This is a genomic window from Thiobacter subterraneus, assembly GCF_055379455.1.
This window is the reverse complement of record NZ_AP042402.1, coordinates 503,015-522,954: the sequence shown is the minus strand read 5'-3', so window position 1 is coordinate 522,954 and position 19,940 is coordinate 503,015. Positions and strand designations below refer to the sequence as shown.

The window sequence follows — 19,940 nt, the reverse complement described above, 5'->3', positions numbered from 1 at the left end:
GGGCGGCTCCCGCCGTCAGCCGAGCACGCCGGCGCTGCGCATGGCGGCACGCAGGGTGTCGTGGTGGGCCGGGGAGAGGGGCGTGAGGGGAAGGCGGATGCCGGGCCGGATGAGCCCCATCTCGGCCACGCACCATTTCACCGGAATGGGGTTGGCCTCCACGAACAGCTTGTCGTGCAACGGGAACAGCCGCGCATTGATGGCACGCGCCTCCGCCAGGCGGCCCTGGAAGGCCGCTTCGCACATGTCGTGCATGAGACGCGGCGCCACATTGGCCGTCACCGAGATCACGCCATGGCCGCCCAGGAGCATGAGGGCCAGGGCCGAGGCGTCATCGCCGCTGTAGACGGCGAAGCCCTCGGGAGCACGCAGCAGGAGGTCGGTGCCCCGCTGCAGGTTGCCGGTGGCATCCTTGATGCCCACGATGTTGGGAATCTGGGCCAGCCGCAGGGCGGTGTCGTTGGCGATGTCGGAGGCGGTGCGGCCGGGCACGTTGTAGAGGATCTGGGGGATGTCCACCGCCTCGGCCACGGCCCGGTAGTGCCGGTAGAGTCCTTCCTGCCCGGGCTTGTTGTAGTAGGGCGCCACCAGCAGGCAGGCATCGGCGCCGGCCCGTTTCGCCGCTTCGGTGAGTTCGATGGCCTCGCGGGTGGAGTTGGCGCCGGTGCCGGCGATCACCGGAATGCGGCCGGCGGCGATTTTCACCGCGTCCTCGATGAGCCGGCGATGTTCGTCGAAATCGACCGTGGGGGACTCACCGGTGGTGCCGACCACCACCAAACCGTCGGTTTGCTGGGCGATGTGGAATTCGATGAGGGCGCGGTAGGCGTCCCAGTCGAGGCTGCCATCCTCGTGCATGGGGGTGACCAGCGCCACCAGACTGCCTTTGATCATGTCGGCTTCTTGGGGAAAAACCTCATTCTACCCCACGGCGGTGCGCCGCGGAAACGGGCGGCTCCGCCCCGCGCGCCGCGGCCGGCGCCCAGGGTCGGCGCCGGGGGGCGGCGTCAAAGAAAAACGGCCGCCCGCCCCGTTTGCCGGGGCCGATGCGGCCGCGTGCGCCCGCCGGGCTCAGCCCATGTAGGTGTACATGCGGTCCAGGAAGCTGTCGATGTCCACGTCGTTGAGGTCGGCGGGCATCGGCGCCTCCGCCCGGGAAATTTCGTAGCGGTCGAGTTCCCGGTGGATCACCTCTGCCATCACCGGATCCCAGCCGGAGGAGAGGGCGGCCTCGTAATCGTCCGTGGATGCGTCGTCTGCCGGGCCGATGCGTTCCTCGATGGCGCCGGAGCCCATGTCTTTCACGATCAGCATGATGCACCTCCTTGGGCGGCGAAGCATTGCCGCCTGCTTTGACTATAGCGGCCACGCTTGCAAAAGCTTGAGGGGGGCGTAAGCTTTTTGCCATTGTCCTGGGCTGGGTCCATGAACGAATCCATGAAATTCCGCACCCTGGTGAAGGGGCGCGGAGCGGTCAGCAATCCGGGGGGACGCTTCGAGTCCCTGCGCCGGGAGGCGGAGGACGATGGCTGGGGCAGTCTGGAACAGGAAGTGACCGTTGCCACGGTGCTGGAGGTGGACCGCGCCCGGCGGGTGCTCACCTACAACGAATCGCCGGACATTCCCTTCGACCGCTCCGTCAATCCCTACCGTGGCTGCGAGCATGGCTGCATCTATTGTTTCGCACGGCCCAGCCATGCCTATTTGGGGCTGTCTCCGGGCCAGGACTTCGAAAGCCGGCTGTTTCACAAACCCGATGCGCCGGAACGTCTGCGCGAGGAGCTGGCCCATCCCCGCTATACCTGTCAGCCCATTGCCCTGGGCATTAACACCGATGGCTGGCAGCCGGTGGAACGCAGGCTCGGCCTGACGCGGCGGCTTTTGCAGGTGCTCGCCGAGTGCCGGCATCCCGTTTCCATCGTCACCAAGTCGGCGCTGATCGAGCGTGACCTCGATCTGCTCACGAATCTGGCACGGGACGATCTGGTGCACGTGTTCGTCTCCCTCACCACTCTCGACCGGGAACTGGCACGCCGGCTGGAGCCGCGCGCCCCCCAGCCGGAACGGCGGCTGGCGGTGGTCGAGACCCTGGCGGGGGCGGGCGTCCCGGTGGGCGTGATGGTGGCGCCGGTGGTGCCGGTGCTGACCGATCCCGAAATGGAACGCATCCTGCAACGGGCCCGTGCCGCGGGCGCGCAGGAGGCGGGCTATGTCGTGCTGCGCCTGCCCCACGAGGTGAAGGACCTGTTCCGGGAATGGCTCGCCGCCCACGAACCCCTCAAGGCGGAGCATGTGATGAACCGCGTGCGCGAGGTGCACGGCGGCCGGAATTATCAGCCCGAATTCGGCCTGCGGCTGCGGGGCAGCGGCACCTACGCGCAATTTCTGCGCGACCGCTTTCGGCTCGCCTACCGGCGGCTGGGTTTTCCCGGCCTGCCGCCGCTAAGAACCGACCGCTTCCGGCCGCCGGCGGGTGGGCAGATGAGCCTGTTTTGACGTGTTTCAGTATTCGAAGAACTCGAGCACGCCATCGAGCCCCACGTAGTTGATGGCGTAGGTGGTCTTCTCGCGCACCACGGGCTTGGCGTGATAGGCCACGCTGATGCCCGCGGCGGCGAGCATGCGCAGGTCGTTGGCGCCATCGCCAATGGCCACCACCTGCTCCTTCGCCAGCCCCAGCTCGGCACGCACGCGGTTGAGCCAGTCGGCCTTGCCCTGGGCATCCAGGATGGGGCCGAGGAGCCGGCCGGTGAGCCTGCCGCCGACGATCTCCAGCGTGTTGGCCGCGGTGTAATCCAGGCCCAGGCGCGCCTTCAGGCGGTCGGTGAAGAAGGTGAAGCCGCCGGAGACCAGCAGGGTCCGGATGCCGTGGGCGCGGAGGGTGGCGAGCAGCCGCTCCGCCCCCGGCGACAGTCGCAGCCGCTCGTCATAGACCCGTTGCAGGGCGCTTTCCTCCAGGCCGGCAAGCAGTGCCACGCGGCGTGTGAGACTCTCGGCGAACTCGATCTCGCCGCGCATGGCGCTGGCGGTGATGGCGGCCACCTGGGGTTTGAGGCCCAGCATGTCCGCGATTTCGTCTATGCATTCGATGGCGATGAGGGTGGAATCCATATCCATCACCACCAGGCCGATGTGGTTGAGCTTCTGACCCTCGGGCACGTAGCCGAAATCGAGCCGCGCCCGCTCACACAGGGCCGGCACGTCCGGATGGGGGGTGCAGTGGGCGAGGCGGAACACGTTCGGCCGCACCTGTTCGATGCCGTTGGCCTGGGTGAGTTTGGCCAGCGTCTTGAGGTCTTGGGTCTCGACGTCGAGGCCCTGGATGACGAGATTCATCGATGCTTTCCAAAAAGTGAGGCCGGATCGACCCCGGCGCAATCCGGGCTTCGGACCGGGCGCCCGGGCCGCCCTGCCGGCTGCCAACTCACGCCATCAGCTCCCGCAGGATTTGCTGCACCGCCTGCGCCCGTTGCTCGGCATCGGCGGTCGCCAGCATGACCCTGAGCCTGTCCTGACCCGCGAGTTTGTAGTTCTTCCGGGTCTGGATCAACCCGATGATGCGCGCCGCGTCGATGGGCGGATTGGGCACGAATTGCAGGCTGATGCTTTCGCCGTTGGCGTCGATGCGCGCCACCCCCACTGCCTTGGCCAGGATGCGCAGGCGGTGGGTGGCGACCAGGGTTTTCGCCTGGGGCGGCAGCAGTCCGAAGCGGTCCACCAGTTCCTCCTGCATGGCATCGAGCTCGTCCAGGGTCTCGCAGTGGGCGAGACGCTTGTAAAGCACCAGACGTTCGTGGACGTCGCCACAGTAATCGGCGGGCAGCAGGGCCGGGGCGTGCAGGTTGATCTCGGTGGTGGCGTTCAGCGGCGCGTCCAGCGCCGGTTCCCGGCCGGACTTGAGCGCCTTCACGGCCTGCTCCAGCATCTGGGCATAAAGGGTGAAACCGATTTCCTGCATCTCGCCGCTTTGGGATTCACCCAAAAGCTCGCCGGCGCCGCGGATTTCCAGATCGTGCATGGCCAGGTGGAAGCCCACGCCCAGGTCCTCCATCATCTGGATCGCTTCCAGCCGCTTCCTGGCCGAGCCGGTGACGGCACCCTCCGGGGTGAGCAGATAGGCATAGGCCTGGTGGTGGGAGCGTCCCACCCGGCCGCGCAGCTGATGCAGCTGCGCCAGGCCGAACTTGTCCGCACGCTGGATGATGATGGTGTTGGCGGTGGGAATGTCGATGCCGGTCTCGATGATGGTGGTGCACAGCAGCACGTTGAAGCGCTGGTGGTAGAAGTCGCGCATCACGTGCTCCAGCTCGCGCTCGCGCATCTGGCCGTGGGCGACCTGGATGCGCGCCTCGGGCACGATGCGCGCAAGCCGCTCGTGCATCTGGGCCATGGTCTCCACCTCGTTGTGGAGGAAATACACCTGGCCGCCACGCTTCAGCTCCCGCAGCACGGCTTCCCGGATCAGACCCTCGTTCCAGGGATGGACGAAGGTCTTGATGGCGAGCCTGCGCTGGGGCGCGGTGGCGATCACGGAAAAGTCGCGCAGCCCTTCCAGCGCCATGGACAGGGTGCGGGGGATGGGTGTGGCGGTCAGGGTGAGCACGTCCACCTCGGCGCGCAGAGCCTTCAGGCGTTCCTTCTGGCGCACGCCGAAGCGGTGTTCCTCGTCGATGATGACCAGTCCCAGGTTCTTGAAGGCGACGTCCTTCTGGAGCAGACGGTGGGTGCCGATCAGGATGTCGATTCTGCCTTCGCGCACGCCCTTGAGCACTTCGGCCTGCTCTTTTGCGGTGCGGAAGCGGGAGATTTCCGCCACCTTCACCGGCCAGTCCGCGAAGCGGTCGGAGAAGGTGTGATAGTGCTGCTCGGCGAGCAGGGTGGTGGGCACCAGCACCGCCACCTGCCTGCCGTCCGCCACGGCGATGAAGGCGGCCCGCAGCGCCACTTCCGTCTTGCCGAAGCCCACGTCGCCGCAGACCAGGCGGTCCATGGGCTTGCCCGAGGTCATGTCCTCGATCACGGCCCGGATGGCAGCGGCCTGGTCCGGCGTTTCCTCGAATTCGAAGCCGGCGGCGAAGGCCTCGTAGTCCTCCCGCTTCAGCCGGAAGGCGTGGCCCGCACGCGCTGCGCGCCGCGCGTAGAGATCCAGCAGCTCGGCCGCCGTGTCGCGCACCTGCTGCGCCGCCTTGCGCCGGGCCTTTTCCCATTGGCCGCTGCCCAGGCGGTGCAGCGGCGCCGTCTCCGGCGGGCCGCCGCTGTAGCGGCTGATCAGGTGCAGGTTGGCCACCGGCACGTAGAGTTTGTCGCCGCCCGCGTATTCCAGCAGCAGGAATTCCGTGTCGCCCTCGCCCAGATCCAGCGTCACCAGGCCCTGGTAGCGGCCCACACCGTGATCCTCGTGCACCACGGGGTCGCCCACGCGCACTTCCGAGAGGTCGCGCAGCATGTGTTCGGAGCCGGTCTTCTTCGCTTCCCGCAGGCGCGACTGGCGCACCTGCAGGGCATAGAGCTCCGCCTCGGTGATGAGGGCGATGCCCGCTTCGACCAGCACGAAGCCCTGGCTCACCGGCAGGGTGGTGAGCGCGAAGCGTTCTCCCTGGGCGAGGAAGGCCTGGAAGCCTGCCACCGGCGCGGGGCGCAGGCCGTGCTCGGCCAGCATCTGGGCCATGGTCTCGCGTCGGCCTGCGCTCTCCGCGGCGAGCAGCACGCGCCCCGGGTATTCGTCCAGGAAAGCCGTGAGCCGCGCCAGCGGTTTTTCCGCGCGCCGGTCCACATGCACCGGCGGCAGGGGCGCCGTGGCGCAGCGTGCCGTGCGGCTGGAGGCGGGCGCGTCCGGCCCCAGGATTTCGATACGCGGGTGGGCCTTGAGGGCCCCGAACAGCTGGTCGGCGGTGAGGAACAGATCCTCCGGGGGCAGCAGCGGCCGTTCCGCATCCCCACCCAGCAGGGCATGGCGGGAGCGGGTGTCGCGCCAGAACTGTTCGGCGGCCGCCTGGACCCCGTGGTGCAGGCAGATCAGTGCATCCTCCGGCAGATAATCGGGGAAGGTGGCGGTGTTCTCGAAAAACAGGGGCAGGTAGTACTCGACGCCGGGCGGGGCGAGCCCGTTGCTCACGTCCTTGTACAGGCGGCTGCGCGAGGGATCACCTTCGAAGCGCTCGCGGAAAGCCTGGCGGAAACGGGCGATGCCGGCCTCGTTGAGGGGAAACTCCCGCGCCGGCAGCAGGCGCACCTCCGGCACCGGATAGATGGAGCGCTGGGTGTCCACGTCGAAGGTGCGGATGCTCTCGATTTCCTCGTCGAACAGGTCGATGCGGTAGGGCACCGGACTGCCCATGGGAAACAGGTCGATCACGCCTCCGCGCACGCTGTATTCCCCCGGCGCCTGCACCTGGCTGACAGGAGTGTAGGCCGCCAGGGTGAGCTGGCGGCGCAGGGCGTTCAAGTCCAGCCGCGCGCCCTGTTTCAGGAAAAACGTGTGGGCGGCGAGGAAGTCCTTGGGAGGCAGCCGGCAGAGGGCCGTCGAGACGGGCACGATGACCACATGGAAGGCGCGGCTGTCCAGCTGGTAGAGGGTGGCAAGCCGTTCCGAGACCAGATCCTGGTGCGGCGAGAACTGGTCGTAGGGCAGTGTTTCCCAGTCCGGAAACAGGTGCACGGACAGGGCGGGATCGAAGCAGGGAATCTCGTCGCGCAGACGCTGGGCCTCGTGGGCCGTTTCCGTAATGACCACCAGCCGCCGCCCGCCGGCCGCCAGCTGGGCCAGGGCGAGCGCATCCGACGAGCCGGCGAGGTTCGTGTAGCGTTGGCTTTGGCCCGGGTGGGGGAGGGGCGCGTCGAACAGCATGGGCAAGACAAAAACTGCGGATTATAAGCGAGGCGGGCGGCGGGGCCGGGGGCGCTGCGAATTTTCCCTAAAGTGGCGGCGCAGGCGGCCGATACAAGACCCACCTACTCGGGACGGAGTGGGGCTCTCCTTGGGAGGCGGACGGGTTCCGCCTCTTTTTTCTTCGATTGCGTCGGGCTGGCGCCACCCCTGTGCTATCGTGAGGTCGAGGAGGGCATCCCATGTTTCGCAACCGTCTCGAAGCCGCCGACCGTCTCGCCCAGCGGCTCATTGCCTACAAGGGACGAAACCCGCTGGTGCTGGCCATTCCCCGGGGGGCCGTGCCCATGGCCAGGCGCATCGCCGACGTGCTGGAAGGCGAGGTGGACGTGGTGCTGGTGCGCAAGCTGGGCGCACCGGGCAATCCGGAATTCGCCATCGGTGCGGTGGACGAGACCGGCTGGACCTACATCGCGGACTATGCCGCGGCGGCGGGGGCCACGCCCGAATACATCGAGCGGGAGAAGGCGCGCCAGATGGAGATCATGCGCCAGCGCCGGGCGCAGTACACGCCCGTGCGTCCCCCCATCGACCCCGCCGGCCGGATCGTGATCGTGGTGGACGACGGGCTGGCCACCGGTGCCACCATGATTTCCGCGCTCCACGCGCTGCGCGCCAGGGGGCCCGCCAGGCTGATCTGCGCGGTGCCGGTGGCGCCGCCGGAGACGGTGGAAAAGGTGCGCGGCTACTGCGACGAGGTGGTCTGCCTGGAAACGCCCTACGACTTCTATGCCGTGGGCCAGTTCTACGCCGAGTTTCCCCAGGTGGCAGACGAGGAAGTGGTGCGCATCCTGCGCGAGTCTGCACGCGCCTGAGAGCCCATCCGCCCTTCAGGTTCCGCTGGCCCGGGGGCTCACCCGGCTGCCGTCGCGCACCTGGTCATTGGGATGGCCGACGATCCGGTCGCCCGCCTGGAGTCCGGCCAACACCTCCACCGTCAGCCCGGCCCGGTGGCCCAGGGACACCGGCGTGAGCCGCGCCCGTCCCGCCTCGATGCGGTACACCGCCCAGCCGCTGTCGTGGCGGAACAGGCTGCTCGCGGGAATCTGCAGCACGTCCTCGCCCTCCCACACCAGGAAGCGCGCCTCCACCCGGTAGCCGTCGCCCAGGTTGCGCCATGCTTCAGGGGGTGAGGTGAAATCGACGATCACCCGCACCCGCTGTTCCTCCACGCCCAGGGCCGATACCTTGGTGAAGCCGGTGGGCTCCACCCGGCGCACCCGGCCTGCCAAAGGCGGGCCGCCCCAGCGCTCGAATTCCACCCGGGTCCCGGGCGCGATGGTCACGGCCTGGGTGGAGAGCACCTCCACTTCCACTTCCAGGGCGTGGGGATCTCCCAGCTCCAGGAGCGCCTGGCCGGCCGGGACCGGGCCCTCGCTTTCCCGCAGCACCCGCAGCACCCGGCCGTTTGCCGGGGCGCGCACGGCGAAGGCGCTGCGCGCGGCGCCGCCGCTGCCTTCCAGCAGGGCGGCCCGGGCGGTGTCGCGCTCGAAGCGGGCCGCGCGCGCGTTGTGCTCCGCGGCGGCCAGGGCCGCCGCACTGCGTTCGGCCTGCGCCGCGGCCTGGTCCAGGGCCTGGGCCGAGACGTAGCCCGCGGCGCGCAGCGCTTTCAGGCGATCCAGGTTCTGGCGGGCGAGGGCCGTTTCGGCCCGCGCCGCCCGGACGTTTTCCTCGGCGGCGGCCAGCGCCGCCTGGGCGGCCTCCAGGCGGGCAGCGGCCTGGGCGCGGCTTCTCGGATCCAGCACGGCGGCGGGCGCCGGCTCGATCACCGCCAGCGTCTCGCCTGCCGTCACTGCGTCGCCGGCCTTCAAAGTGATGCGCCGCAGCTGGCCGGCCATGGGCGCGGCGATGACGTAGCGTTCCCTGACCCGGGTCTTGCCTTCCTCTTCCACGGTGACGCGCAGGGGGCCGCGCGCCGCCGTGGCCACTTCCACGGGGATGGGCCGCGGCAGGAAGCCGTAGGTGAGGCCCGCCGCGATGCTCAGGGCAAGCAGGGAAAGACCGATGCGGGCACGCAGGTTCATGGGGCGGTTCTATTCCCGTGTCTTGAGTACTGCCATCAGATCGAGGCGCCCCAGCCGGCGCCAGATGATGAGCCCGGAGGCCAGGGCCGAGGCCACCACCACCAGCGCGCCCATGGCGTAATTGTCCGGCGTGAGGAAGAGGGGCAGGCGGTAGAGCTCGCTTTGCAGGGCCACCACCACGATGCCCACCAGCCCCACGCCCACCGCCATGCCCACGGGAATCGCCAGCAGGGCGAGCAGGCCGAGCTCCCCCAGCAGGATATAGCCGATCTCGCCGCGGGTGAAGCCGAGCACGCGCAGGCTGGCGAGTTCCCGCTCCCGCTCGGACAGGGCGATGCGCGCGCTGTTGTACACCACGCCGAAGCCGATGGCGCCGGCCAGCACCGTGGCCACCAGGTTGTAGAACAGCACGAACTCGCCGATGGTGGCGTAGAAGCTGCGGATGGCCGCGGCGTGGGCCACCATGCCCAGCACCCGTGGCCGTTCGTTGAGCCGGGCATAGACCTCCGTCTCCCGACCCGGTTCGACGGCGAGATAGGCACCGGTGGCCGCCGGTCCTTCCCGCAACAGGGTGTTCAGGGTCTCCTGCTGCATGTAGGCCGCGAGACCGAGATACTGGCGGGTGATGGCCAGCACCGGCACCTCGAGCACCGGCCGGCGTCCTTCCAACACTTCCACCGTGAGGGTGTCGCCCGGCCGGATGTGCAGGATCTCCCGCGCCAGGTAATCGGTGAGGATCACGCCGCCGGGCGGGACCGTCACCGGCTTGAGGCGGGTATCCAGCGCCCGGTGCAGGACGCCTTCCGGCTGGATGCCGTAAAGGGCCCCCCGGTGCCTGTGATTGCGGAAGCGCAGGATGGCGGGCACGTCGCGGAAGGTTTCCACGTAGGTCACGCCGGGCAGGGCGGCCAGTTCATGGCGCACCCGGTCCGGGGTCGGATCGATGAAGCTGAGGGCCAGATCCTCCCGCGCCGACTGACGAAACTGCACGTCCACCATGAAGTCTATGGCGCCCTTCTGGTAGTAGCCCACCATCATCAGGCCGCAGGCGCAGGCGATGCCCACCACGGTGAGCAGCGATTTCACCGGCCGGCGCTCGATGTGGCGCAGGATCATGCGCGAGGGTGCTGCCAGCCAGCGCTGGAAACCCAGCCGCTCCAGCAGCGTGGCGCGGTACACGGGCGGGGCTTCCGGGCGCATGGCCTCCGCCGGTGCAAGCCGCGCCGCCCGGGAGACCGCCCACAGGGTGGCGAGGAGCGCGGCAGCGCCGGCGAGCAGAAAGGCAATGGCCACCACGGCCGGCCGCAGCCGGTAGTGCAGGTACGGAAAGCGGAAGGTGGTCTCCTGATACACCCGGGAGAGGGACTCGCCGAACCATGTACCCAGGGCCACGCCCAGGGCCACGCCCAGGATCACCACCACCAGCACGAATTTCACGTAGTGCAGGGCGATGGCGCGGTCCGTGTAGCCGAAAGCCTTGAGGATGCCGATCTGGCTGCGCTGCAGGGCGATCAGGCGGCTGAGCACGATGTGCAGCAGAAAGGCCGCCACGCCCAGGAAGATGGCGGGAAACACCGTGGCTGTGGTCTTGAGCTGCTTGAGCTCCTCTGAGAGGAAACGGTTGGAGAACTGGTCACGGCGCGCGTAGGCCCCCCGGCTGCCATAGGGGGCGAGGGCCGCATCCAGCTGGTCGAGCACGTCTTCCACCCGGGCGCCTGCCACCAGGGTGGCGCTCACCTGGTTGAAGCCGCCCTCCATGTCGGTGGCCGCGGCCAGGGCGCGCCGTCCCATCCAAAGCACACCGTAGCGCTTGAAATCCGGGAACATGGCCCCCGGCGCGATCTGGTACACGTATTCGGGGGAGACGGCCACCCCCACCACCACCAGACGCTGGCGCCGGCCCCGGACGATGGCAGCGAGGTGGTCGCCCGGCCCCAGTCCATGGGCCTCCGCGAAGGTATCGGAAATCACCACCTCGTCGGGGCTGCCGGCCTGGGGCAGGCGTCCCCGCCGCAGGTGCAGGCCGTTGAGGAGGGGCTCGCGGCCGTCCGGCAGGGACAGCAAAAGCCCGGTGACCGGGTCGGTGAAACCCGCCACTTCCAGCTTGACGGGGCTCACCACCCGGGTCTCCAGGGTCTGGATGCCGGGAATTTCCCGCAGGCGCAGCGCCACGGGTTCGGGCGCGCGCTTCAGGGCGACGAACACGTCGGCCAGACGATACTGCCGATAGAAGTGGTCCCGCGTGCCCACCAGGGAATCGTAGGTGGACAGGGACATCACCAGGGTGGCCACGCCGCCCATGATCACGGCGGCAATGGCCAGCACCTGGCTTTTCATGTGGGCCAGTTCCCGCAGCAGCTTGCGGTCGAGGGCGCGCAGTCTCACCAGCTCAGCTCCCGCGCCGCCTTGCGGTGGGGGTTGGGGCGCACCTCCACGATGCGTCCGTCGGAGAGACGAATCACCCGGTCGGCCATGGCGGCGATGCCCACGTTGTGGGTGATGAGCACGGTCAGGGTGCCGAGTTCCCGGTTCACCTTTTCCAGGGCTTCCAGCACCACCACGCCGGTCTGGGAATCCAGCGCCCCGGTGGGCTCGTCGCACAGGAGTACGGCGGGATTCTTGGCAATGGCGCGGGCGATGGCTACGCGCTGCTGTTCACCGCCGGAGAGCTGGGCGGGGAAATGGTCCAGGCGATCCTGCAGGCCCACCAGGGCGAGGGCCGCCTCCGGTGTCATGGGATGGCTCACGATCTCGGTGACCGCGGCCACGTTCTCCCGCGCGGTCAGGCTGGGAATGAGGTTGTAGAACTGGAACACGAACCCCACGTGCTCCCGGCGGAAGCGTGTGAGCTCGGCGTCGCTGGCGCCCGTGAGGGGGCGTCCCAGGTAACGCACTTCGCCGCCACTGGCCGTATCCAGCCCACCCAGGATGTTGAGCAGGGTGGACTTGCCGCTGCCGGAAGGGCCCAGCAGCACGACCAGTTCCCCGGGGTAGAGGTCGAGATCGATGCCGCGCAGCGCCTGCACCTCGACCTCGCCCATGGGATAGACCTTGGTGAGACCGCGCGCGACGAAGACGGCCTGGCTGTCCATGGCCGGCATCATGCCACAGCGGGCGCGCGGGGGGCCGCCCGCCTCGGGGAAAGTCAGGCGGGCAGGTGGCGCAGGAACCAGTCGGTGGCCAGGCGGGCGACCTCCTCCAGGGTGCCCGGTTCCTCGAACAGGTGGCTCGCACCCGGAACGATCGTAAGCTCCTTTTCGCAGGTCATGACTTCGAAGGCCGCCCGGTTGAGCTCGATCACCACGTCGTCCAGGCCGCCGACGATGAGCAGGGTGGGCGAGACCACCTGGCGCAGGGCGCTACCCCCCGCGAGATCGGGGCGCCCGCCGCGCGACACCACGGCGGCCACGCTGCGTCCCAGTTGGGCCGCCGCCTGCAGGGCCGCGGCGGCACCGGTGCTGGCGCCGAAATAGGCCACGGGCAGGCCGCGCGCACCCGGGTGGCTCATCACCCAGCTGGTGGCCACCGCCAGCCTGCGGGTGAGCAGGGGAATGTCGAAGCGGGTCCGGTAGTCCCGGTCCTCCTCCACCGTGAGGAGGTCCATGAGCAGCGTGCCGATGCCGGCCCCGCGCAGCACGCCCGCCACGTAGTTGTTGCGCGGGGAGTGGCGGCTGGAACCACTGCCGTGGGCGAACAGCACGAGCCCGCGGGGCGTCTCCGGCAGCTCCAGCATGCCTTCGATGCGCGCCGCTCCATCCGGAATGTGGACGAGCTCGCCGACCATGGTTTCTGTATAGACCACGGCCGGCGCCGGTGGGGCCGTCCCTGGCAGGAATTTGCGCGCCGGGGCGGCCGGGCCTCACGCCACCGGATGCATGGCCACCGGAATGCGGCGCGGGCCGAATTGCCGCTTCAGTTCGAAGTGCTGAAAATGGCCGGCGATACGCGTGCCACACTGCCGGCAGTGACCGGAATCGTCGAGCTGGTAGTCGCGGATGGCGTACCAGTCACGCACGATCACCGGCGCATGGCAGTTGGGGCAGAAGGTGGTGTCGCCTTCCACGTTGTGCACGTTGCCCGTATAGACGTAGTGGAGCCCCTGCTTCATGGCGATGTCCCGCGCGCGTACCAGGGTGGACACGGGCGTGGGCGGCACGTCCAGCATCTTGTAGTCCGGGTGGAAGGCGGAGAAATGCAGGGGCACATCGGGCCCCAGCTCCCGGGCGATCCAGCGGGACAGCGCCGTGATTTCCTCGTCGGAGTCGTTCTTGCCGGGGATCAGCAGCGTGGTGATTTCTAGCCAGACCCCGGTTTCCTTCTTCAGGTAAACCAGGGTATCCAGCACCGGCTGCAGGTGACCGCCGGTGATCTTGAAATAGAAGTCCTCAGTGAAGGCCTTCAGGTCCACGTTGGCGGCATCCATCTTGGCGAAAAACTCGCGCCGGGGTTCGGGGTGGATGTAACCCGCGGTGACCGCCACGGTCTTGATGCCCAGCTTGTGACACTCGTCAGCGGTGTCCATGGCGTATTCCGCAAAGATCACCGGATCGTTGTAGGTGAAGGCCACGCTCTTGCAGCCGTGGCGCTGGGCCGCCCGGGCGATTTCCGCCGGCGCCGCCCGGTCCATGAGCCGGTCCATCTCCCGAGACTTGCTGATGTCCCAGTTCTGGCAGAACTTGCAGGCCAGGTTGCAGCCGGCGGTGCCAAAGGAGAACACGCTGGTGCCGGGATAGAAATGGGCGAGGGGTTTCTTCTCGATGGGATCGATGCAGAAGCCGGAGGAGCGGCCGTAGGTGGTGAGAATCATCTCGCCACCCTCCATCTTGCGCACGAAGCAGGCGCCCCGCTGGCCTTCGTGCAGCTTGCAGTCGCGGGGGCACAGGTCGCACTGGATGCGTCCGTCCGGCAGCTTGTGCCACCAGCGGGCGGGGTGATGGGATTCCGGAACGTGGCTCATGGTTCGATGATCTCCTGTTCGGGTTCCTTCCACTTCTGCACGGTGTAGCGCGCCAGCCGGATCTGGGGGGCCCAGAAGTCCCAGGGCAGACCCGCCTTCATTTTCAGATGTGCCAGAAAGCGGTCGGGCTCCGACAGCTGCTCCCACACCTGGGGCAGGAAGGTGCTGCGGTAGGGGCCATATTCCAGGATCACGCCATCCACATGGGGCCGCAGCTTCTCCCAGGCCTCCTGCTCCGATCCCACCGGCAGCGGTTCCGGTGGCGCAAGCAGCGACACCTCGATGCGGATGTCCGGCCACTCCCGGCTGGTGAGCGGCGGAAAACGCGGATCGCGAAAGGCGGCGTTCAAGGCATTGGCGCGCACGTCCTCGCGCAGGGGACGGCGGGCCTCCAGACTGCCGATGCAGCCCCTGAGCTCGCCGTCGCGGGTGAGGGTGACGAACGTGGCGCCGGGCTCGTCGAGCCAGGGCTGGGCGTCATCCGGCAGGGGATAGGGGCGTCCCAGGGCTTCGGCGATGCTGCCGCGCGCCAGCGGCAGCAGGATGAGCCCGCGGTCTTCGCGGTTTTCAGTGGACATCCTGCTGCCCCTCCACGAAGGCAAACGCGGCATAGCCCACCACGTGATCGTGATCGCCCGCCGTATCGCCGGAGTTGCGCAGATCGAGGAGTTCCGGCTGGAGTCCATGGCGGCGCGCCGCGAGCAGAAGACCGTTGACTGGGGTGCCGCCGCAGGCCTGCTCGTGGGTCACCGGGCGCAAATCCAGGATCATCTGGGCGGTTTGACCATCGATGCGCCGCGCCAGGTCGTAGGGCAGATAGTGGGAGAGATCCGAGCTGATCACGATCAGGGTCTCCGGCCCGCCCCATACCTGCTCCAGCACCTGAGCCACTTCCTCCGGCGTGGCATCGCCCACCACCAGGGGCACAAGGGTGAAATCGTCCAGCACCTTCTGCAGGAAGGGCAGTTGGACTTCCAGGGAATGTTCCCAGGCATGGGCCGGGGCGCTCTCCACCACCTGGGGCAGCGTGGCGAGGCGCGCCATGGCGTCCCGGTCCAGGGGCACGGTGCCCAGCGGGGTTTCGAAGGCTTCCACCCCGGGCAGGGCCAGCCCCCGCACGGGCACCCGGTGCGCGGGACCGAGCAGCACCACGCGGCGGATGCGGTCGCGCCCGGCGGCGATGCGCTGGTAGGCGGTGGCGGCGATGGGGCCGGAATAGATGTAACCCGCGTGGGGTACAATCACGGCCTTGGGCACCGGCCCGCTGGTTCTGCGCGCCTGACGCAGCAGATTGTCCAGATCGTAGTCGAGCTTGCCGGGATGACCCGGATAGAAGGTGCCGGCGACGGCGGGGTGGCGGACGGCGTGCGCCATGGTCCTCTCCTCAGTCTGATGCTGGTCCGGGGAATGGGGCCGCGGGAGGGCTTTTCAACCCGGATTGTCTTCATTGGGGCGCATGACACCGGCGAAGGCACACCGGGCCTCCATGGCCCCGTGCATGGGCCGCGGCTCGATGCGCACCCGAGGCGGGCGCCGGCCCAATGGACGATCCGGATTCAACTATAGATCCCGGCCGCTGCAAAACCCATGTCCGACTGCATTGCCCTGATACCCGCCGCCGGCAGCGGCAGCCGTTTCGGCGCAGGCCGGCCCAAGCAGTACCTGAGCGTGGCCGGCCGGCCGCTCTTGTGGCACGCGGTGCGCACCCTGGCGGAGCATCCGCGCATCCGGCGCGTCTATGTCGTGCTGGCCCCGGAGGATCGCCATTTCGATGCCTGGAACTGGCAACAGGACTTCCCCCGACTGAGCCCCCTGCGCTGCGGCGGTGACACGCGCGCGGCGAGTGTGCTCAACGGCCTGCGCGCCATGGCCGCCGAGGTGGCGGCGGAGGATTGGGTGCTGGTGCACGACGCGGCGCGCCCCTGTCTAAAAGCGCGGCATGTGGATGAATTGATCGCCGCCCTGGCGCACGACCCCGTGGGCGGGATTCTCGCCATCCCGGTGGCGGATACCCTCAAGCGGGCCGACGAGGCGGGGAGGATCGCCGGCACCGCGCCGCGGGAAGGGTTGTGGCAGGCCCAGACGCCCCAGATGTTCCGCCACGGTCTGCTGCTGCGCGCCCTGGAGGCAGTGGGGACGCAGCAGCCCACCGACGAGGCCGGCGCGGTGGAGGCGCTGGGATACCGGCCCCGGCTGGTGCAGGGGGATGCCAGCAACCTCAAGGTCACCTGGCCGCGCGATCTGCGGCTGGCGGAACTGATCCTCAGCGACAGGGAGACCCACCCATGATACGTGTCGGCCAAGGCTTCGACGTGCATGCCCTGGTGGAAGGCCGCAAGCTCATCCTCGGGGGCGTGGAGATTCCCTTCCCCCTGGGGCTGGAAGGCCACTCGGACGCGGACGTGCTGCTCCACGCCATCTGCGATGCGCTGCTGGGGGCGGCCGCCTTGGGGGACATTGGCCGCCATTTCCCGGACACCGATCCCCAGTATCGGGGCATCGACAGCCGGCGGCTGTTGCGCCGGGTGCGGGCGGTGCTGGCCGAAAAGGGCTGGCGGGTGGGCAACGTGGACGCCACCGTGGTGGCCCAGGCCCCCCGGCTTTCCCCCTACATTCCGGACATGGTGCGCCACATCGCCGCCGATCTGGAAGTGGCCGAAGCGTGCGTGAACGTCAAGGCCACCACCACCGAGAAACTGGGGTTCACGGGCCGCGGCCAGGGCATCGCCGCCCAGGCCGTCTGCCTCATTACACGGGAAACCTGATTTGGCCAGGGCTTTGCGCCTGTTCTTCGCCCTCTGGCCCGATGCAGAGGTGCGTGCCAGGCTGGAGGCCGCCGCCCGGCGTATGGGCGAGACCTGTGGCGGCCGGCCCACCCGCCCGGAAAACCTGCATCTCACCCTGGTGTTCCTGGGGGAGGTGGAGGCGGCGCGCCTGCCCGCGGTGCGCGCCGCCGCCGACGGCGTGACCATCCCTGCTTTCCGCCTCGACCTGCGCGAGCTGGGCTATTGGCCGCGCCAGCGCATTGCCTGGATTGCGCCCGCCGAGCCGCCGCGGGCCCTGTTCGATCTGGTCTCGGCCCTGGAGACGGCGCTGGCGGCGCAGGGATTCGCCCTCGACCCCCGTCCCTACGTGCCCCATCTCACCCTGTTGCGCCAGGCGCGCTGCCGCGGTGAGACGCCGACGCTGGAGGGCATCGTCTGGTCCGTTCCCTCGTTCGTCCTGGTTTCCTCCACCCTGCGCCAGGAGGGGGTGTCCTACGAGCAGATCGCGGCCTGGCCTCTGGCCGCGCCGGTCTAACGCGCAAACGAAAAGGGGGCCTTGCGGCCCCCTGTTTCACGGCGGCTTGCGCCGCTCAAATGACGATCTGTGCCTTCAGGCGCTCCATCAGCTCCTTGTCCGAATCCTTGGTGTAGTCCTTCTCGATGGTATCGGTGACCAGTTCCGCGGTCTGGGCGGGCAGGCGCTGCCTGAGCATGCCCATGAAGGGGGTGGAAGCCACCAGCACCAGCCGGTTGAACTTGCCCGCCGCCCGCTCGTGATCCAGCAGCTTGGCGACCTCCAGGGCGAATTCCTCCGCCTCGTGGGTCTTGGGATCGGTAGGAGGCTGACGGGACCCGTGGCCATTGCCCACGCTCTGCATGTAGCCCGGACGGTCGGTGACCAGGTCGGCGCGTTTCATGCGGCTTTGGGGATGTTCCAGCTCGGTCACCAGATGCAGGCCCTTGTTGCGCTCGAAGATGCGGGCGATGCTGGCATTGGCCACGACGACCCAGGTGATGCTCATGCTGTGCTCCTTTGATGAAAGTTTGACTATAGCCTACAGGCAGGCGGCGTCCCATTCAAGACGAAGACATCCGGTTTTCGGCCATCAGTCCCGCAGCCAGGGCGTCATAGGCCGCTTCCGAAATGTCCCGGGGGTGCAGGACGGGCCCAGCCTCCAGCTGGGGGTAGTTGCGCGCCATGGAACGCGCGTAACTGGGATCGTAATGCTTTTCCAGGAGATCCAGCACCAGTTCGTCCCACCGGCCGGCGCCGGCGAGTGCCCGCCAGGCGGCGATCTGGGCGCCGCCGTGCAGGGCGGTGAGGGCGTCCAGCCGGGACAGCAGCGTCTCCGGCCGTTCCAGGAAATGCCGGTATTCCTCCTTGAGCAGGGCCAGGCGCTGGGCGGCGGTGAGCTGCAGCCGGATGCACAGGCCGCTGGCCCACATGCGCTGGATCAGGGCCTCGGGCACGCGCAGGTTGCCGATTTTCTTGCTCTCGCCCTCCACGAACACCGGCTGGGCCGGATCGAAGCCGGACAGGGCGTGCCACACCTGGCTTTCGAACCATTTCTGGCTGGGCTGGGGTCTATCGGGCAGACCGCCCAGCACCGAGCCACGGTGGGCGGCCAGCCGTTCCAGGTCCAGCACCTGCGCGCCCCTGCGGGCGAGAGCAGCCAGCAGGCGGCTCTTGCCGGAGCCGGTGGGGCCGCAGATGACATGGAACTGGAAACGGGCCGGCAGCGTGGCGAGCTCCTCGATCACGCGCCGCCGGTAGGCCTTGTAGCCCCCTTCCAGGCGCGCGACTTTCCAGCCGATTTCGCCCAGGATGTGGGACATGGCGCCGCTGCGCTTGCCGCCGCGCCAGCAATAGACCAGGGGACGCCAGTCGCGCGGCCGGTCCATGAGACGCTGCTCGATGTGGTCGGCGATGTTGCGGGAGATGAGCGCCGCCCCCACCTTGCGGGCTTCGAAGGGCGAGACCTGCTTGTACAGGGTGCCCACGCGCGCGCGCTCCTCGTCGGAGAGCACCGGCAGGTTCACCGCACCCGGAATGTGATCCTCCCGGAATTCCGTGGGGGTGCGCACGTCGATGATCTCGTCAAAGCCGGTGAGCTGTGCTACGGTAACGACGCCCGTCATGGCCCGTTTCTGCTTTTCTGCGCGCGAAAAACCGCCATTCTAACCCGAGGGACGGCCCGGCACGACGGTGATTCCGTCCCGGCCCGTTTTTCCCGCTTTTTTCCTGCCTATGACTGACATCAAACTCACCCAGTATTCCCATGGCGGCGGCTGCGGCTGCAAGATCGCCCCCGCCCTGCTTTCCGAAATCCTCGGCCAGGTGTCCGCGAGCCACGCCTTTCCGGACCTGCTCGTGGGCACCGAAACCAGCGACGATGCCGCGGTGTACCGGCTCAACGACCAGCAGGCCATCGTGGCGACCACCGACTTCTTCATGCCCATCGTCGACGATCCCTACGACTTCGGGCGCATCGCGGCCACCAACGCCCTCTCCGACGTGTATGCCATGGGCGGCCGGCCCATCCTGGCCCTGGCGGTGGTGGGCATGCCGGTGGACAAGCTGCCGGTGGAGGTGATCCGGCGCATCCTCGAAGGCGGGCAGAGCGTGTGTGCCGCGGCAGGCATTCCCATCGCCGGGGGACACTCCATCGACGCGCCGGAGCCCATCTACGGCCTGGTGGCCCTGGGGGTGGTGCATCCCCAGCGGGTGAAGCGCAATGACCAGGCCCGGCCGGGTGACCGGCTGATTCTGGGCAAGGGCCTGGGTATCGGCATCATGAGCGCCGCCCTCAAGAAGGGCAGACTCGACGAGGCAGGCTACCGGGAGATGGTGGCCAGCACCACCCAGCTCAACACGCCGGGTGCCCTGCTCGCCGAAATGCCGGGCGTGCACGCCCTGACCGACGTGACCGGCTTCGGCCTGCTGGGCCATTTGCTGGAGATTTGCCGGGGCTCCCGCTTGGGCGCACGCCTGGAATGGGACCGCCTGCCCATCCTGCCGGGTGTCACGGCCCTGGTGCAGGCAGGTTTTGCCCCGGGGGCGGCGGACCGCAACTGGGCGAGTTACGGCCAGGCGGTGCGCCTGCCGGCGGATTTTCCCGAGTGGCGGCGCAAGCTCCTGTGCGACCCCCAGACCAGTGGCGGCCTGCTGGTGGCCTGTGCGCCGGAGGCGGTGGAGGAGGTGATGGCGCTGTTCGCGCGCGAAGGTTTCGCCCATGCCGCCGAAATCGGCACGCTCAGCGCGGGCGAGGTGTCGGTGCAGGTGGTCTGAAGCCGCGGCGGGCGCCCGG

19 protein-coding genes are annotated in these 19,940 nt (G+C 68.6%); 6 read left to right on the top strand and 13 right to left on the bottom strand.

Features of this window, described 5'->3' with window-relative positions; genetic code table 11:
- Window positions 1-15: 15 nt before the first annotated feature.
- Entirely contained in the window at window positions 16-894 is an 879-nt protein-coding gene (gene dapA, locus ACZ42P_RS02735; RefSeq protein WP_464898573.1) for a 4-hydroxy-tetrahydrodipicolinate synthase, read from the bottom strand.
- A gap of 177 nt (window positions 895-1,071) precedes the next feature.
- Window positions 1,072-1,314 carry a hypothetical protein gene (locus tag ACZ42P_RS02730; protein ID WP_464898572.1) on the bottom strand — a complete coding sequence of 81 codons (243 nt, stop codon included), beginning with the start codon at window positions 1,312-1,314 and terminating at the stop codon, window positions 1,072-1,074.
- A gap of 111 nt (window positions 1,315-1,425) precedes the next feature.
- Here ACZ42P_RS02730 and ACZ42P_RS02725 point away from each other — a divergent pair, with 111 nt between their 5' ends.
- Window positions 1,426-2,496 (top strand): PA0069 family radical SAM protein, encoded by a 1,071-nt coding sequence (locus ACZ42P_RS02725; protein ID WP_464898571.1) that lies wholly within the window; start codon window positions 1,426-1,428, stop codon window positions 2,494-2,496.
- Between the two features lie 6 nt (window positions 2,497-2,502).
- Here ACZ42P_RS02725 and serB read toward each other — a convergent pair whose 3' ends face one another.
- Together serB and mfd are read right to left on the bottom strand one after the other, a co-directional pair.
- The gene (gene serB, locus ACZ42P_RS02720) at window positions 2,503-3,336 is read right to left on the bottom strand and encodes a phosphoserine phosphatase SerB (RefSeq protein ID WP_464898570.1); all 834 of its coding nucleotides are present in this window, start codon (window positions 3,334-3,336) and stop codon (window positions 2,503-2,505) included.
- Between the two features lie 88 nt (window positions 3,337-3,424).
- Complete coding sequence (gene mfd, locus ACZ42P_RS02715; RefSeq protein WP_464899353.1) at window positions 3,425-6,847, bottom strand: transcription-repair coupling factor; 3,423 nt, start codon at window positions 6,845-6,847, stop codon at window positions 3,425-3,427.
- A 221-nt stretch (window positions 6,848-7,068) separates the two neighbouring features.
- Between mfd and ACZ42P_RS02710 the strand changes: the two genes are divergently transcribed.
- A complete protein-coding gene (locus ACZ42P_RS02710; protein WP_464898569.1) occupies window positions 7,069-7,701 on the top strand; it encodes a phosphoribosyltransferase in 633 nt (210 codons plus the stop codon).
- Window positions 7,702-7,716: 15 nt separating this feature from the next.
- Here ACZ42P_RS02710 and ACZ42P_RS02705 read toward each other — a convergent pair whose 3' ends face one another.
- The 7 genes from ACZ42P_RS02705 to amrB form a co-directional block, all read right to left on the bottom strand.
- A complete protein-coding gene (locus ACZ42P_RS02705; protein WP_464898568.1) occupies window positions 7,717-8,910 on the bottom strand; it encodes an efflux RND transporter periplasmic adaptor subunit in 1,194 nt (397 codons plus the stop codon).
- 9 nt (window positions 8,911-8,919) lie between these two features.
- Complete coding sequence (locus ACZ42P_RS02700) at window positions 8,920-11,295, bottom strand: ABC transporter permease (RefSeq protein WP_464898567.1); 2,376 nt, start codon at window positions 11,293-11,295, stop codon at window positions 8,920-8,922.
- The gene (locus ACZ42P_RS02695) at window positions 11,292-12,002 is read right to left on the bottom strand and encodes an ABC transporter ATP-binding protein (RefSeq protein ID WP_464898566.1); all 711 of its coding nucleotides are present in this window, start codon (window positions 12,000-12,002) and stop codon (window positions 11,292-11,294) included. The genes ACZ42P_RS02700 and ACZ42P_RS02695 overlap by 4 nt, the downstream gene beginning before the upstream one ends.
- A 53-nt stretch (window positions 12,003-12,055) precedes the next feature.
- Window positions 12,056-12,694, bottom strand: a complete 639-nt coding sequence (locus tag ACZ42P_RS02690) for a dienelactone hydrolase family protein (protein ID WP_464899352.1) — start codon at window positions 12,692-12,694, stop codon at window positions 12,056-12,058.
- A gap of 75 nt (window positions 12,695-12,769) precedes the next feature.
- Window positions 12,770-13,867, bottom strand: coding sequence for an AmmeMemoRadiSam system radical SAM enzyme (gene amrS / locus ACZ42P_RS02685; protein WP_464898565.1), 1,098 nt, complete (start codon window positions 13,865-13,867; stop codon window positions 12,770-12,772).
- On the bottom strand, window positions 13,864-14,445 hold the full coding sequence (gene amrA, locus ACZ42P_RS02680; RefSeq protein ID WP_464898564.1) for an AmmeMemoRadiSam system protein A: 582 nt from the start codon (window positions 14,443-14,445) through the stop codon (window positions 13,864-13,866). The genes amrS and amrA overlap by 4 nt, the downstream gene beginning before the upstream one ends.
- Entirely contained in the window at window positions 14,435-15,241 is an 807-nt protein-coding gene (gene amrB / locus ACZ42P_RS02675; RefSeq protein WP_464898563.1) for an AmmeMemoRadiSam system protein B, read from the bottom strand. Before amrB ends, amrA begins: the two co-directional genes overlap by 11 nt.
- Window positions 15,242-15,454: 213 nt before the next feature.
- On the opposite strand from amrB, the gene ispD reads away from it, so the two are divergent.
- Genes ispD through thpR form a run of 3 tightly spaced genes read left to right on the top strand, consistent with a single transcriptional unit; the run spans window position 15,455 to window position 17,167 of the window.
- Window positions 15,455-16,156 carry a 2-C-methyl-D-erythritol 4-phosphate cytidylyltransferase gene (gene ispD / locus ACZ42P_RS02670; protein WP_464898562.1) on the top strand — a complete coding sequence of 234 codons (702 nt, stop codon included), beginning with the start codon at window positions 15,455-15,457 and terminating at the stop codon, window positions 16,154-16,156.
- Complete coding sequence (ispF, locus tag ACZ42P_RS02665) at window positions 16,153-16,632, top strand: 2-C-methyl-D-erythritol 2,4-cyclodiphosphate synthase (RefSeq protein ID WP_464898561.1); 480 nt, start codon at window positions 16,153-16,155, stop codon at window positions 16,630-16,632. Before ispD ends, ispF begins: the two co-directional genes overlap by 4 nt.
- Window position 16,633: 1 nt before the next feature.
- A complete protein-coding gene (gene thpR / locus ACZ42P_RS02660) occupies window positions 16,634-17,167 on the top strand; it encodes an RNA 2',3'-cyclic phosphodiesterase (protein ID WP_464898560.1) in 534 nt (177 codons plus the stop codon).
- A gap of 55 nt (window positions 17,168-17,222) precedes the next feature.
- Here the strand turns inward: thpR and ACZ42P_RS02655 are convergent, their stop codons facing one another.
- Together ACZ42P_RS02655 and mnmH are read right to left on the bottom strand one after the other, a co-directional pair.
- Window positions 17,223-17,654 carry a host attachment protein gene (locus tag ACZ42P_RS02655; protein WP_464898559.1) on the bottom strand — a complete coding sequence of 144 codons (432 nt, stop codon included), beginning with the start codon at window positions 17,652-17,654 and terminating at the stop codon, window positions 17,223-17,225.
- 55 nt (window positions 17,655-17,709) lie between these two features.
- On the bottom strand, window positions 17,710-18,771 hold the full coding sequence (gene mnmH, locus ACZ42P_RS02650) for a tRNA 2-selenouridine(34) synthase MnmH (RefSeq protein ID WP_464898558.1): 1,062 nt from the start codon (window positions 18,769-18,771) through the stop codon (window positions 17,710-17,712).
- A 109-nt stretch (window positions 18,772-18,880) separates the two neighbouring features.
- Here mnmH and selD point away from each other — a divergent pair, with 109 nt between their 5' ends.
- The gene (gene selD / locus ACZ42P_RS02645; protein WP_464898557.1) at window positions 18,881-19,921 is read left to right on the top strand and encodes a selenide, water dikinase SelD; all 1,041 of its coding nucleotides are present in this window, start codon (window positions 18,881-18,883) and stop codon (window positions 19,919-19,921) included.
- The last annotated feature ends 19 nt before the right edge of the window (window positions 19,922-19,940 follow it).